This is a genomic window from Pseudoalteromonas fuliginea (assembly GCF_000690055.1).
GTDB classification, from domain to species: domain Bacteria; phylum Pseudomonadota; class Gammaproteobacteria; order Enterobacterales; family Alteromonadaceae; genus Pseudoalteromonas; species Pseudoalteromonas fuliginea.
Genome location: NZ_JJNZ01000018.1, coordinates 1 through 14,318 on the forward strand (window position 1 = coordinate 1; position 14,318 = coordinate 14,318).

The window sequence follows — 14,318 nt, forward strand, 5'->3', positions numbered from 1 at the left end:
CAACCAAAAAACATTACGAGCTTTGCTCGTCGCGTCAGCAAGCTGTACGCCTACAGGTAAAGCTGAACTCGGGGTTTAATATTTACTGTAGACGCCGAGCTTGCTCGCGTGAAAGCGCAGCTTTTAATCAAATCGTTATAGTTACGCTTACAACCAAAAAACATTACGAGCTTTGCTCGTCGCGTCAGCAAGCTGTACGCCTACAAATAAAGCTAAACTCGGGTTTAATATTTATTGCAGACGCCGAGCTTGCTCGAGTGAAAAGCGCAGCTTTTAATTAAATCGTTTATTCTAGTTACGCTTATAACCAAAAATTAAGCACTTATGATTCAATCAATATGTTGTTTAAAATATAGCCTTGCCATTTATTTAACAGCAATTTATTCTAGGTTACAGTTGATGTAGTCGCATAAAAGGTGATCAATAAAATATAAACTAAAATCAAAAGGATTTTTAAAATGATATCACTAACATCACTTGATCGCGTTGTTCCTTCCTCATATTTAGCACCAGCTAAAGCCCACGACTTACTCGAAAGCCTATCTTCTGCCGCAAATTTAAAAAAGTACTTTAATATTGATGAAGCAAATAGCACTAAGCTTTCTGATATTATTACTTTGGTTAACAGTGCTTATGGAATTATTAAAGACCCCAATATAGATGACCTAGTCGAGGAAATAAAAAAGGTCATTGAATTTATAGTCGTACTTTTTTCAGCTGAACAAATAAAAAAAATTAAAAGCTCTGAAATTTATCAAGAAGCCTATAAAGCATTTCAACTTTGGTCTGTTCTTGAAACACCAATTGGTGAACAAACTAACGGATTAAAAAAAGAGTTTGAATTTACTAAAGAGCACAAATCAAAAATTGATCAACTTAGTGTTGGTGTAACAGCTGGTGCCTACGGTGAATTTAGTATCTCTGTTTTAAATGACACAAAGCGCCCAACATTTTTATCCAAAACACTTCCAAATGGGTTTTGCCTCGTCAATCAAGATGTAAAAGCTGCCTATGATATTAATGTATCAACATCAACCTCTGCTAATATTTTTAAAATAGGTGCCGGTTTAGATAAATCAGGTAGTGTGGAGTTTGATTCGTACTACCAAGTAAATGAAGAAACTACTAGCTATAAAACCCTGTGGAGTATGTTTAAAAAACCAGTTCGCCCTTGGAACTTGAACGATATAAACACTCAATTAGTCAAGCGTACTAGTAGTGATGCTAGAGAGGGATATCGTGCATTTTCAATTAAAATGGCATCTTCTCTAATATTATCTGGCGAATTAGAAATTGGAAAATCGCTCGCTTCAAAAACAAATCTTAAAGGGCACCTTATTGGAGTAGACGCCTCCGTAGCAGTCTCACTTTCAAGGCGCCAAGAAATAGCTGGTGACTTGGAACTTGATGTATATCGTAATGATCAACAGCAAATAGAACTATTACTAACTTTAAGAGAAACAGAGCAGACAAAAAACACCTTAAAACTAGCACTTGAAGCAGAAATTGAAGGAATGGATGCACTCGCCAAACAGTACATAGAAATGCTGCTTGGTAAAGGTAATGAACTGGTTAGTAAGCTTGAGGAATACAGTAACCCTGGCCAAATCTTGGTTGATGACATATTACATACAATTGATGAAGATACATGGTACAAGCCAATAGCCGAAATCACACTAGGACAAAATGAGATCGATGATGTAATTAAAAAGTTACTTGATGATGAGCTAATCGTGCAATTCAATAAGACATTGCTCTCAACAGAAGCGGCCCCAGACGACTTAGCAACATCTATAATTAATAGATTACTGAGTTTATTTGGTGTTGTGCAATCAAATGCTGACCCTATTTTTATGGCTGCTCAGCACAAGTCAGAAAAATATCTGTCTGAAAAAATAAAAATATTACAGCAAAAACTTCGTGAGAAAGCGGATGAGTTTGCTAACGATTTAAAAGAGAAAACAGCTTCCCAACTAAAACCTATCGCTTCGCTCGGCGATGACGTAGCACAGACGATTGCTAATTTTGATCAAAATATAGAAGCTAATTTTAATCGTGTAATAAATCGATACCAGATATTTAAAAAGAACATCACTGAAAAATTAGAAAAAGCAGCCAACATTAAGTTTGGTCTTAATTTAGAATCGATTAAACAACAACGTTTATTCGAACTTCAAAAATTAAAAATAACAATCCTCCAACCAGAAAATAAACAAGTACAAACCTTATTCCGCTGTTTAGCGATAGGCGACGGGAAAAAAGCCTCATTACTTATGCAAGCATTAAACAGAGCGGGTGCAATAAACTTAATACCTATCACTACACGGTTTGAAACAGCACTTAATAGTTCAACTCGGCTGGGCCTAAACATTATTGGCTTTGATATTAGTAAAGTACGCGATATTAATCGAGACTTAACGGTTGAAGTTGATGCCAATGGTAACTTATATGTTAAACACGATTACACCATTAAAGGAACTGCATCAGGGCTTTCAGAATCCAGACAAGCAAAATTAGGAATCATCTTTGGTGTTGCGCAATCAGCATTAGATCCCGAGTTTAATGGTGCTATTTCACTTGAATATACAAATCAAGATAACAAACTGCACAATTTAAGAGAGATTGAAGACTTCTTTGATTCCCTTGATTTGTCGACCCACCGTCATGCCGACTCTTTACCAATAGATGTACCCATACTTATTCCCGAGCAAAATATAAAAGTCGCAATTAGTCGTTATCAACATAGTATTGAAAACAGCAACATTTATACTAGTAGCGTCATAGCAATGACGATGCGTTCTGGGCATGAAGTCTATGCACAATTTGAACAGCTAAATGGCGATAAGCTATATCATAATGCAGCACGTTATTTAATTTACTTACAAAGTGGTTCGCCTTTTGAAAGGAAAGTTATTTTTAATATACTGCATTTATATGCCCTAAAAGATGAATCATATAATGATCTAAGTATATTGTTTGACCATTTATTAGATGGGGATTCTAGTAGAACCGTTGATTACCGTCGTATTAAAAAAGATTTAAAAAATACAGATAAATGGGATGACTATCTTGCGCTTGTCCCTGATTCTCAAAATGGTGCCAATGCAAATAAGTCGTGGAAGGGAGTAGCTAAACGCCTTACAACCATTGGAAAAGCTGCAAGAGCGCTAAAGCGTTTTCCAACAACATTAAAAAATGTAAAAAAAGCAGTTAAAGCATTTGATGCCAGTACAAACCATTTTGAAACGCTAGAAAAACTAAATCAAACCTTACTAAAACTCACTCACGAATTGGAAGAAGACTTAGATTATTGGATTGGGGTTAAAAGCATAACGCAAAACCTGATAGATGATTTATTCTCAAAATTAGGATGGGGTAAAGCAGGAATAAATACGCGTTTACTTATTTTTTGTATTTTACTAGAGGACTCTATCGAACATGAGAGTTCACTATTTTTAACGACCATCACGTTAAGTAATCAGTCCAACAATAGAGAAATCATTAAAATTTGATAATTAACCTGAATTCTGGTTAAGATACTTACTAACCTACTGAATTATATTGATATTTAAATTTATTTTCTCTAGCCAGAGATTTTCAGTGAAAACAAGGCGAATTTACGCGTCAATAGCTGACCTATTGCAAGTAAATTCAACGCAGTGAGCGCTGAAAATAGTTGCTTGAGGTAGATTTATTATCCAGAGTTCAGGTTAACTAGCGGCCCATAATAAGCTCGCTTACTATAGTTATTGTTTAGGGTAATTGGAAGGGAAAAATGCTTTTTTAGCATCTTCATCAAACTCTTTTTTAAAGGCTATATCAGTACCAATTACGCGTGCACGTGCAACCGCTGGGCGGCTATCAATGCTTTCAAACCAACGTTTAAGATTAGGATAAGGCGCTAAGCCCTCTTCACCTAATACAACCGACGCTTTATCAATCCACCCCCATGCAGATACATCAGCAATGGTATATGTATCACCCACAATAAAGTCACGACCTTCAAGGTGCGTATCAAGCACTTCGTAGTGACGCTGTGCTTCACGCAAATATCGATTAACCGCGTAATCAAGCCCTTCTGGCGCCATATGTCTAAAGTGTACACTTTGCCCAGAATACGGACCCAAACCAGATGCAATAAACATTAACCACGACAGCATTTCAGCGCGGTCATCGGCCTTCCCCTCTAGCTTTGCATATTTTTCAGAAAGGTACATTAAAATAGCATTCGAATCGAACACACGCGTTTCACCATCAACAATGGCAGGTGCTTTAGCGTTTGGATTAATTGCTTTAAATTCAGGTGTATGTTGCTCACCTTTCAAAGTATCAAGAGGAACAAGCTCAAACGGCAAGCCTGTTTCTTCTAAAAAGAGTGCCACCTTCATTGGGTTAGGCGTATGGTGAAAATAAAATTTAATCATGTAAAGTCCCTCAATAATTGAACAATGATTAAAGCACAACTTGAGCGGGTGTTCAAATTAAGTTTTTAATAGATAAATATACGGTTAAAACGTGATTTAATTGTGAGTATTTCGTGATACTTCATCTACAAATATCACTTATGCTACAGACAGTATAAATCTTTTCGAGAAGTAACATGCCTTTTAAAACACTGTCTCAATCGCTTTTTCCAGCATTGGCTGGGTTAATAATATTTTGCTCTCAAAGCCAAGCTGCTGAGCAAGTAACCATTACAAGTACAGCTAATCCAACTACCTTTTTAGAGCTTTACACATCGCAAGGCTGCAGTAGTTGCCCACCAGCAGAGCGCTGGATTTCAACGTTTACAGATGATGAAAAACTATGGACTGATTTAATCCCTATTAATTTTCATGTTACTTATTGGGATTATTTAGGATGGAAAGACCCCTTTGCCTCTGCTGTTTTTAGTAAAAGACAACGCACCTATAAAGCCTTAGGTAAAAGCCGTATTGTAGCAACACCCGGGTTTATGGTTAACGGCAGCGGATGGCAAGGTTGGTTTTATAAACAAACCATACCTATAACTAAAACCCCTTATTTAGGTAATTTAAAAGCGACTATAAACAACAGTAAAATTAACCTCGAATACGATACCGTTAATACCAAAGATGATACTAACCAAAACTTAACAGCTCATGTAGCTCTGTTAGGCTTTGGTATAGAAACACCAATACACAGCGGCGAAAACGCAGGCCATAAGTTAAAACACGACTTTGTCGTTATAGGTTACGAGCAAAGTAACATGCAAACTAAGCAGCAATTATCATTAACTGACTTAACCCTGCCTCGCGCTAAAAAAATATCGCCAACAAAGCAAGCATTAGTGTTTTGGGTATCTAAAAAAGGCGACCCGACTCCACTGCAAGTTGCAGCAGATTGGTTTTAATATGGATAAAATAAAAAGCTAAAGTTTAAAAAGTATCAGCTGTTTAAAATCTATCTCAAAAAAGTCTAAAAGTAGGCCACCATAATGCCTTTAACTATACAACTTGTTAGTAATCCACTCATGGTCATATACGTAAATATAAAGCGTTGCTAGGTATCTCTTTTTAAAACAAAAGAGACTAAAAATAGGGTCGCGATAATAACCACACTCAGCACAACTCCATAAATAAATGAGCCGCAAAAATGTGGTAAAACAGATAAGGAGAGCGCGGTTAAGTTAGTGCCAAAGAATGCTATTGGTTCTTTAACTTTTCGTAATAAAGCGAATAGGAATATGGCGAAAGTTAGGTCATATAATAGAATAACAGCTGTATGTTGCAGTACTGGCTAATTCAAATCACATAAACACTATTTTTATCAACGTAAAACTGACATCCAGAGCTCTAAATACTGCACTCCCAGAGTTTAAAAAGTTTTACCCGATTAAAAAAGTAACTTACTAAAAAATTTACTGCTGACTCAATAACCACTCTTTTGGCGCTTGCCCCGTTTTTTTCCTAAATACACGGGCAAGTGCGGAGCCATTTTCGTACCCAACTTGATTAGCCACTAAATCCATATTTTGATTTTTTAAAATAAGCTTTTTAGCAACCGATAAACGCCAATCAGCCAAATAGTCAGCCGGTGTTTGCTCAATTACTCGCTTAAAGGTATCGGCAAATTTAGAACGCGACATACCACACTCCTCAGCCATAGCGCTAAGCGACCAGCTTTGCTCTGGGGTTTGATGTATTTTAATTAATACCTTAGCCAACTGAGGATGGGCAAACCCTGCCATCATTCCGCTTTTAATTGTTCCTTCTTCTAGTACTTTTCGCAGCACACTAATTAAAAATACATCGCATAAGCGATCTATAATTAAATGCTTACCGCTGGCGTCTTTAAATGCCTCATCAAAAATCCAAAAAGCACTTTGCGCTAATAATCCATCACCCGTTAATTCGTAATTTAAGCAATAAGGCAGCGCCTGCAATAAAGGGCTATGCCCACCGCTTTGATAGCTAATTTGTGCACACACTAAATCAGCCCCCTCCCCCTTATCCGAAAATAAACAGTGCCCTGTAGAGTGAGGAAAAAATATAACCGAAGGCTTAGACAAAACGACTTCGAAGCCATTATTACTGCGCACTTTTAACGTACCTGAGCGCAATAAATGTAAATGCCCAACACCTTTATCGTCACTAAAGTCGCTAGTACCACACATGTTCCCACTAAAAAACACATTGGCATTGAGTGAAAAATGCCTCAGCACACTCGAAAGTACGTCCATAAACGCCTCTTTGGATTATTGGTATGAAAATACAGACTAATAGACGCATATTAACCAAGCAATAACGATAAAGTACAGTTGAGTTTTAAACAAACACACTAATTAAATTCCCCTTTGGAGATACACATGAAATTTTCGACACTCACTAAATCAGCTTTTTTTGCAGCATCGGTACTTGCAAGTTCACTAAGCTTTGCAGCAGACATAGACGCAAATGCCGACGTTAACGACATTGCAATTAGTGGTTACGATACCGTTGCTTACTTTACCCAAAACAAAGCGATAACAGGCAGTTCTGAATATACTGCAACGCATAAAAATGCCATTTATAAGTTCAGCTCAGCTAAGCACCGCGACTTATTTAGAGCTAACCCAGAAAAATACGCCCCACAATTTGGTGGCTTTTGTGCATTTGGTGTATCAATGGAGAAAAAGTTTGACGTAGATCCAGAGGCTTTCAAAATTGTTGAAAACAAACTTTATTTAAATCTTGATAAATCGGTTCAAAAACAATGGCTAAAAGACGTACCAGGCTTTATTAATTCAGCCGATTCAAACTGGTTTGACATAAAAGACAAAACAGCCAAAGAGCTTTAATTAGTAAAATTTAACTTAAATATAATATTATGAGGTTGCTTTAGCTTACGCCAGCAACCTTAAGTTTAGTGCGTTTTAGAATTAGTAAAAGAGAGTTTTATGTTGAAATCGTTGTTAGTTATTATAAGTGTTACCTTTTTATCGTTCAGTGCACACGCAGATAAAGCCTCTGATAAAGTCGCGATAAAAGCTGCAGTAAACGACTACTTTCAGGGTCAAGGTGAGGCGAGTAAAGAGCGTTTATTTCGCGCATTTGCAGCAGAGCACGCAACAATGGTTGGTGTAGTAAAAAACGACGACGGTAAAGAAGTTATTAAGTCGTATAAAGATATGACCAGTGTACTTAACCAATGGGCATCAAACAAAAATCCAGCGGGTGGAAACCTCGATGGTGAAATTATTAGTATGAACATAGTTGACGATCGTTTAGCTGTTGTTTTATTTCGCTCTACTAACCGTTTTTATGATGCACTAACATTATCTAAATTAGATAATGAATGGAAAATAATCGCTAAAGCTTACATTTTGCAATAACTGTTAAGCCAGTAATCGCTGTTATAAATTTTAGCCTATTTATTTAATCATTAACTTGGTTCAAATATTACTTTGATTTATTTAACAGCGATTTTAAATCAGCAAACGGAGAATGCGTTGCAGCCTCTACTTTTCGCTCTGTAGTCGACCCGCCATACATAATGTGTTCGTGGTATTTATTGTGCTCATTATCGTGGCAATAAATACACAATAACTCCCAATTACTGCCATCCTCAGGATTATTACTGTGGTTGTGATCAACATGATGCACCGTTAACTCACGTAAATTAGAGTACTCAAACTCACGAGCACAACGCCCGCATACCCAAGGGTACAATCTTAAGGCTTTTATTCGATAGCCTTCCTCTTGCTTCACATAAGCTTGAGGTACATCGTTATTCTTACTCATAATATTCCAGTTAAATTTGTTATTTCTATGCTTAACAAGTAAATAGCCAATATGTTAAAGCAAATATAAAAGTAAAACGTTCGTAAGGGATCTAACTTAAGCTACGTTTCGTATAAATCAGGTCTAATTATAAAGTTGAGCAACATGGAAAATATATTCCAAACAAGTCGGTTTTTGGTTGTAATCGCCGTTATTACCGCTGCAATATCATCATTACTCGTTTATGTTTCATGCATTAATATTGTAGCTAATATAGTAATAACAACGCTATTTGACCTGCCTGATTCAGCTAAAGCCGGTAAAGCCCTAATAGTTGAACTACTGAAAATTCTTGATTTGCTACTAATCGGAATTACCTTACAAGTTATTGCTATTAGCTTGTACCGACTATTTATAACACCATCTAAGCCTGAGGAAAGTAAATTTCTAGCTGCTTTTAATATTAAAGACTTTCATGATTTAAAAATAACTCTGGTACAAGTAACTTCAGTTGTACTGGTAATACTATTTTTAGAGCACGCAGTTGAGTTCGGCGGCACAATAGAAACACTCTACTTAGGTATTGCCATTGCGATCGTTATTGCAGCATCTACATTTGCATGGCGCTCAATGAAAGACTAACTAAACACATATTACTATTAAGTAATTACATGCAGGTGTAATTACTTACCCCTAAAATTCTGAAAAACTTAAGTGAGAGCCCCAGCACTCAATATTAAAAAAACTTAATTACTGACAAGTCACCAAAAGAAGTATCTATATGCCTACCTGTTTGCTCCCACGCACGTAGTACTACCATGAGTTTTTTGTTACTTTAAGTCCAAGAAATACCACCGCCGTATGCCGCTACTTTTTCACCGCCCGAATCTTTTAACCCCAGCCCAGGGTCTGTATTTCGAATATTTCCCTTACCTACTTTGTATTCAGCAAATACGTGAACATTATGCGGCAACGAAAATGATAAAAGCGAGCCAATACTCGCCCCGTACGAATTAGAAATTAACTTAGTGACCTGTGGTGCAGACGAATTTAAAAAATCAGCCTGAAACACAATATTATCTTTATTCTCAAGAGATGCATGCTTGAAAGACCACGTGCCAACAACACTTAACGACAAGTCAAATTTGCTACTTAGCTTTGGTCTATTAAGAAAAAAATGCTCAAACAAAGACTTTTTATTATTAAAGATATAAAAGTTGTGTTGGCCAGATAGCTCAAACTTGGTTGAACGTGTATTTTGCGAGAAAATTTGATCCGTTTGATTGCCGCATAAATTGCTAGCCGTGCCTTGCAGCCCTTCAAGCGCTTGATAGTTAAAAGTGATGTTAGAATTTTTAAATTTTCTATAAGAAAGCAGTATATCTTGTGTTTTTGTTTCAACATCATCTTCAAAAATATCGGCTGAATAACCAATTTCAATGTCGTTAATAGCAAAAAAACGCCCAGCCAAATCATCGTATAGTTATGCGTACTGACTTTAAATAAAGCTCTTTATCTAACTTTTTTAACTGCTTTCAAAACCAGACTTACTTACATGCTTAATTAGCTCCGGAAAAAACGCTAGAAACACGCCTTCTAATTCATCGTAGTTACGCGCTATATCATCAGCCGCACCCGAAAAAGTGTTAGTAAAACGAATACGCTTGGCAATATTATCAAGTGCTAGCCCTATTCCATCAATGGTTTCGTATTCTTTAAACCAATCGTTTTTAGTCATACTTGTTACAACATGCTGCATACACGTTGGCATAACAGGTATGCGCTGATTTAAAAGCTGGTAGCTGGTGTACTTAAACTCACTTAAAGATTGCTTGCTAAAGTGTTGCCAATGCACAATTAAAAAGTGATCAAACACCACATCAATAGCCACACCAGCAAATCGCTTACGCTCGGGTGAAAAGTACTGCTTGGCGTGTTTAACTAAAGGATGGGAGTCGGTAAATTTATCGACTAAATAGTGGTTATCGAGCCCATTTTTAACCGTGCTTGGTAAGTGTTCTACATGCCTTTTACCACCAAAGTCGCCCAATAAGTTCCCAAAGTGAGAATCGGCTGTAGGCTGTGCTAAATAAAGGTGAGCTAAATAATTCAAAGTGTTCTCGGGTTTGGTATTAATAATAACTTAATTGTAAGCGCTACTTAAAGTGAGATTTATGCCTAATCAAAAGCAAAATAGCATAAAAAAGGTGAAACTAAGTTTCACCTTTTTTATTAATTTTGAAACTAATTAATTAGCATTACGCTGTAGAAACATTACTTGCGCCTGCATTATTAAGTATTTCTTCAATAGCGTTTTTGTTGTCACTATCGTACTTAATACCAATTAATATAGAGCCTTTTTCAATGGCATCTTCGTAATACTTAATTTCATGCTCAGGGATAAACGCACCAACTGCGGCCCCTAAAGTACCACCTACTGCAGCGCCTGCGCCACCAGCAGCAAATGCAGCGACTAATGGACCGGCAACTAATAAGCCTGTACCACCTGTTGCTACAGTCCCTACGGCAGTAAACCCTCCAATAATTGCAGCAAGAATACCACCTGAAGCCGCGCCTATAATGCCGCCCTCGGCAGCTTTAGTACCTTCGTCTACAGCAAAATCTTCCTTTGCGTATGAGTCGTTGGCTACAATGCTTATGTCAGCTTCGTTGATACCTAAAGCTTCTAATCTGTAAATTGCGAGTGTTGCTTGTGATGCACTTTCGAATAACCCAGTAATAACGGTACTCATAATAACTCCTTTATTTATTTAAGAAAATACACTTACTACTGAGCAAAACTCGAACCAAATAAATTATTATTTTAAATCAATGAGATAAATTAAAATCCAGTTCTAACATTCTTATTATTAAAGTAAAAATTACTAAATTTTGTAAAAAACTCCTACCCATATAATTACACTCATCAACAAGTAGTGCGCGTTTTTATATAAATAACATGAACTCTAGTTAAGTAGATCCCAGAGTTCACTTACAGCACATAAAGGTATTGATGCCCTGTGGCAAGCATGAATAGCGTAACTATAAATAAAAACGAGCTTCCAAGTCACCATGCCCTGGACATAAGCAACTGACGAGTAATTTATTTCATGACGTTTACGTTCAAATCACTTAATTGCCTCCGGCATCAAACGTAATGATCGGGGCCAGAGAAAGCGAAGACTCCTTCCTTTTCACTGTAATCTGTACCACTGCAATCCTAGGGCGAAAAAACCTTAAACAAGGTTTTAGTCATTGCCTAAATTAATTGCCCAACAAAGTTAACACTATTATGGGCTAGGATTGGAAATACCAAGCTCCCCGTTCGCTCTCTTAGCCACAGTAAAATAAAACCATAACCTCCGGTTAATAAAATAGAGGTAAACGAAAAGTACCACTCACCAGCGCTAAACATAACGCCGTGCACCAAGCCAAATAACAAAACTAAAAGTAATCCACCTATATTTATCGGCGCGCTCGCCAAACTGTATCGCTTAGATACTATTGCCAAGGAAATACAAAATAGTAAGACCCCTCTAAACATCGGTTCTTCGTCAAACCCTGGCATGGTTGCTTGATAAAGTAATGTTTCTAAATCATAGCGAGGCTCGCCACTCCAGAACCATGAAACAATGACTTGGAGAACTACAAACAAGCACAGAACAATAAAAGCAGGTTTTAAAGAACCTTCACTTTGTTTGAAAGTAAAACCAGCATCAGCAATACGAAAGCCATGTTTATATTTCGCTAAGGCTAGGATTGCACTCCCCCACAGGATAATTACAGCTATTTTTCCTGACCAATTCCAAGACATATCAGTAAAAAATATATCCAAAGGAATTACCTCGGCGCCTCTAAATAGAGCAAAAACGTAACACGTAAAAATGCCTAATGAGATTAAAGACCACGTTATATTTATATCGACTTTATTAAATGCTTTTAATGTTAAAGCTAAAATTAAGATAGCACCGACATTTGCAAATACGGCTATGAATGCATCTTCCATGTATACCTCTTTAGTAAGAGCGCATTGCTTCTTACTTTTATTATTGTTTAAGTAGTTTCTAATACTAATCCTAAATTGGATATTATTAAACAACTACTTAGTTAGTAAAGTAGCCTTAGGCTTCATAAATTACAGAGGCGTATTTGGAGAGCTTTTGTAAACGCAGTAAACTTTGAATAAAATTTTATACCTTGAGCGAAACACTTAAGCACTGGCGGTAGAATCCGCTTATTGAGCTATCACCCAACGCATCGGCAAACTATGCGCCAACAACGAATAACATTCACATTTATCTATAGCTCTGTTTGTTACATTAGCTATGCGTTGGGTTTCGTTTAACTCAAATCAACCTACGGTTGTTGCTTGCCTACAAGCTTGCGTATAATGCCCCCATTCCGGCTGCATTTTTTAGCCGCTAACTTGGATTTTAATAATGAAAAAACTCTCTGCGGTGCAAATAAAACAGCAAGCACTTGTACTTAATACAGCTGAAAAATTAGAAGAACTAGGCCGCGCTGAGCTCCCAGGCATGCTGCAATGCTGGTTTGATGTTCAATATCATTTATTTCCAAGTTCACTACTTTTGTGTTTTCAGTTTGAAAGCGAGCAAGCCTTAGCGGCCGCAGAGCCAAATTTATTAAAATGGCAAAAACGCTTAAGTGGCGAAATGCTTAAAAAAGGCGTTATTTTAAAAGATATGCGCAAGCATTTAATATTTACGCTCAAAGGGCCTGATGACTAAATTAGGCTTAGGTAATAGTGAGCAATCCCAACTAAAACCCATGATTAAAAAAGTGGATACTGCCACGCTCGTTTATAAATCGATATTTGGATCTGTAATACGAGCAAAAACCAGCTTAAGCTTATCTAGCGGCAATCGATTACTGAGCTTCTGATATTGCCCTGGGATCAACTGCTGATCTTTTTGTTCAGCAACCACAAATGAAAATACATAGTTGCCCTCTACCCCCATTCTTAAATCACTAATAACAACCTGTTCATTTTGTTGATAAACACCGTAAAGCCCTTTGGTAAATCGTTTTAATAACACGATCTGCTTTGCATCATTGAGCTTAGTTAGCAACGCGTTTTCTGTAGGGTAAAATTGAATATCAACGTTTTTAACTTCATCAAACACAGATACATAAATCTCATAATGACCTTGCTTAGTAATAGCCACAGCGCGCCACAGCAAAGTATTAAGCGGAGTCGGCGTGCTTTCAAAATGTGAGAATGTGATATTTTTTTGATTCAGCGCCTGATAAATTTTACTATTAATGTGGTATTTAGCCGCAAAGCCCCAAATTAAATACAACGAACTAATGACTAACGCGCTCGTGTTTATAAGTTGTGCATGCGGTCGCATACGTGCAAAACACAGCGCTATACAAGACAACACAAGAGGCAAAGTATACGCAGGGTCAATAATAAATATACTCGAAATACTAAAAGGATATGTCGACAACGGCCATAACAACTGCGTACCGTAAACGGTAAAATTATCGAGTAATGAATGCGTACTTAAAATTAAAAAAATGCCAGCCGACCAACGCGTCATCGTTATACATTTAGCCCAATTCATTTTGAGTAAAAGCCACGCAAATAAGGGGCTCAATAACAGCTGTATAAACAAAGAATGACTAAAGCTACGATGATAAACAAAATTTTCAACATCGCCACCAAAATTAATTAGCACATCTAAATCTGGTAAAGTGCCAAACGCCGCCCCAATTAATAAAGATTTGCGACCTAATTTACTGCCCAATGTTGCATAAGCAACTGCACTGCCAAGCACCACTTGTGTGAGTGAATCCAATTAAATCCCCTTTTTTCAAATCAATTAAAGCACGCATTATAATGTACTGCTTCGCAGGCTCTGTCGATCTTAAAAAATAGACACTTGTTGGGTTTGGTAAAATATACATTAGCGAGAAAGACGCAAAGTGAGACCCCTCAAGCGACTCATTATCTATTGCATCGTGTTTGGATTAGTAATTAAAAAACACTAAATCACTGCGTTATAAAATGAAAAAGGCAAGATACAAAAAGCTCAAGGTGGCATTTTGGCGATAAATTTGGAGTAGTAAGATTTA

Annotated in this window: 15 protein-coding genes; 7 read left to right on the forward strand and 8 right to left on the reverse strand. The window is 37.0% G+C overall.

Going from position 1 to position 14,318, the window contains the following annotated elements; all coding sequences use genetic code 11:
- Positions 1 to 281 (forward strand): hypothetical protein (locus DC53_RS22385; protein WP_033028862.1); only part of this gene is annotated, 281 nt, incomplete at its 5' end.
- Positions 282 to 458: 177 nt separating this feature from the next.
- Positions 459 to 3,512, forward strand: a complete 3,054-nt coding sequence (locus DC53_RS14545; protein WP_033028863.1) for a hypothetical protein — start codon at positions 459 to 461, stop codon at positions 3,510 to 3,512.
- A gap of 234 nt (positions 3,513 to 3,746) precedes the next feature.
- Here the strand turns inward: DC53_RS14545 and DC53_RS14540 are convergent, their stop codons facing one another.
- Positions 3,747 to 4,424, reverse strand: a complete 678-nt coding sequence (locus DC53_RS14540) for a glutathione S-transferase family protein (RefSeq protein ID WP_033028864.1) — start codon at positions 4,422 to 4,424, stop codon at positions 3,747 to 3,749.
- A gap of 176 nt (positions 4,425 to 4,600) precedes the next feature.
- On the opposite strand from DC53_RS14540, the gene DC53_RS14535 reads away from it, so the two are divergent.
- Positions 4,601 to 5,371 carry a DUF1223 domain-containing protein gene (locus DC53_RS14535; protein ID WP_033028865.1) on the forward strand — a complete coding sequence of 257 codons (771 nt, stop codon included), beginning with the start codon at positions 4,601 to 4,603 and terminating at the stop codon, positions 5,369 to 5,371.
- A 507-nt stretch (positions 5,372 to 5,878) separates the two neighbouring features.
- On the opposite strand, the gene DC53_RS14530 is transcribed toward DC53_RS14535, so the two are convergent.
- The gene (locus tag DC53_RS14530; protein WP_033028866.1) at positions 5,879 to 6,700 is read right to left on the reverse strand and encodes an AraC family transcriptional regulator; all 822 of its coding nucleotides are present in this window, start codon (positions 6,698 to 6,700) and stop codon (positions 5,879 to 5,881) included.
- A 126-nt stretch (positions 6,701 to 6,826) separates the two neighbouring features.
- Between DC53_RS14530 and DC53_RS14525 the strand changes: the two genes are divergently transcribed.
- Both DC53_RS14525 and DC53_RS14520 read left to right on the forward strand, forming a co-directional pair.
- Positions 6,827 to 7,297 carry a YHS domain-containing (seleno)protein gene (locus DC53_RS14525; protein WP_008134274.1) on the forward strand — a complete coding sequence of 157 codons (471 nt, stop codon included), beginning with the start codon at positions 6,827 to 6,829 and terminating at the stop codon, positions 7,295 to 7,297.
- A gap of 99 nt (positions 7,298 to 7,396) precedes the next feature.
- Complete coding sequence (locus DC53_RS14520; protein ID WP_008134272.1) at positions 7,397 to 7,831, forward strand: nuclear transport factor 2 family protein; 435 nt, start codon at positions 7,397 to 7,399, stop codon at positions 7,829 to 7,831.
- Between the two features lie 67 nt (positions 7,832 to 7,898).
- Here the strand turns inward: DC53_RS14520 and DC53_RS14515 are convergent, their stop codons facing one another.
- Positions 7,899 to 8,240, reverse strand: a complete 342-nt coding sequence (locus tag DC53_RS14515) for a YajD family HNH nuclease (protein ID WP_033028867.1) — start codon at positions 8,238 to 8,240, stop codon at positions 7,899 to 7,901.
- Between the two features lie 144 nt (positions 8,241 to 8,384).
- Here DC53_RS14515 and DC53_RS14510 point away from each other — a divergent pair, with 144 nt between their 5' ends.
- Positions 8,385 to 8,861 carry a YqhA family protein gene (locus DC53_RS14510; RefSeq protein WP_007581432.1) on the forward strand — a complete coding sequence of 159 codons (477 nt, stop codon included), beginning with the start codon at positions 8,385 to 8,387 and terminating at the stop codon, positions 8,859 to 8,861.
- Between the two features lie 193 nt (positions 8,862 to 9,054).
- Here the strand turns inward: DC53_RS14510 and DC53_RS22390 are convergent, their stop codons facing one another.
- From DC53_RS22390 to DC53_RS14500, 4 genes are all read right to left on the reverse strand, one after another.
- Positions 9,055 to 9,690: a hypothetical protein gene (locus tag DC53_RS22390; protein ID WP_239462875.1), complete on the reverse strand. Its 636-nt coding sequence runs from the start codon at positions 9,688 to 9,690 to the stop codon at positions 9,055 to 9,057.
- A gap of 54 nt (positions 9,691 to 9,744) precedes the next feature.
- The gene (locus DC53_RS0120410; protein ID WP_033028868.1) at positions 9,745 to 10,332 is read right to left on the reverse strand and encodes an acyl carrier protein phosphodiesterase; all 588 of its coding nucleotides are present in this window, start codon (positions 10,330 to 10,332) and stop codon (positions 9,745 to 9,747) included.
- A gap of 145 nt (positions 10,333 to 10,477) precedes the next feature.
- On the reverse strand, positions 10,478 to 10,972 hold the full coding sequence (locus DC53_RS14505) for a hypothetical protein (protein ID WP_007378461.1): 495 nt from the start codon (positions 10,970 to 10,972) through the stop codon (positions 10,478 to 10,480).
- A gap of 506 nt (positions 10,973 to 11,478) precedes the next feature.
- On the reverse strand, positions 11,479 to 12,225 hold the full coding sequence (locus DC53_RS14500; RefSeq protein WP_033028869.1) for a CPBP family glutamic-type intramembrane protease: 747 nt from the start codon (positions 12,223 to 12,225) through the stop codon (positions 11,479 to 11,481).
- Positions 12,226 to 12,658: 433 nt separating this feature from the next.
- Between DC53_RS14500 and DC53_RS14495 the strand changes: the two genes are divergently transcribed.
- Complete coding sequence (locus tag DC53_RS14495; RefSeq protein ID WP_007378459.1) at positions 12,659 to 12,967, forward strand: hypothetical protein; 309 nt, start codon at positions 12,659 to 12,661, stop codon at positions 12,965 to 12,967.
- A gap of 72 nt (positions 12,968 to 13,039) precedes the next feature.
- On the opposite strand, the gene DC53_RS14490 is transcribed toward DC53_RS14495, so the two are convergent.
- Positions 13,040 to 14,041 (reverse strand): metal-dependent hydrolase, encoded by a 1,002-nt coding sequence (locus DC53_RS14490; RefSeq protein WP_008134262.1) that lies wholly within the window; start codon positions 14,039 to 14,041, stop codon positions 13,040 to 13,042.
- Positions 14,042 to 14,318 lie beyond the last annotated feature (277 nt).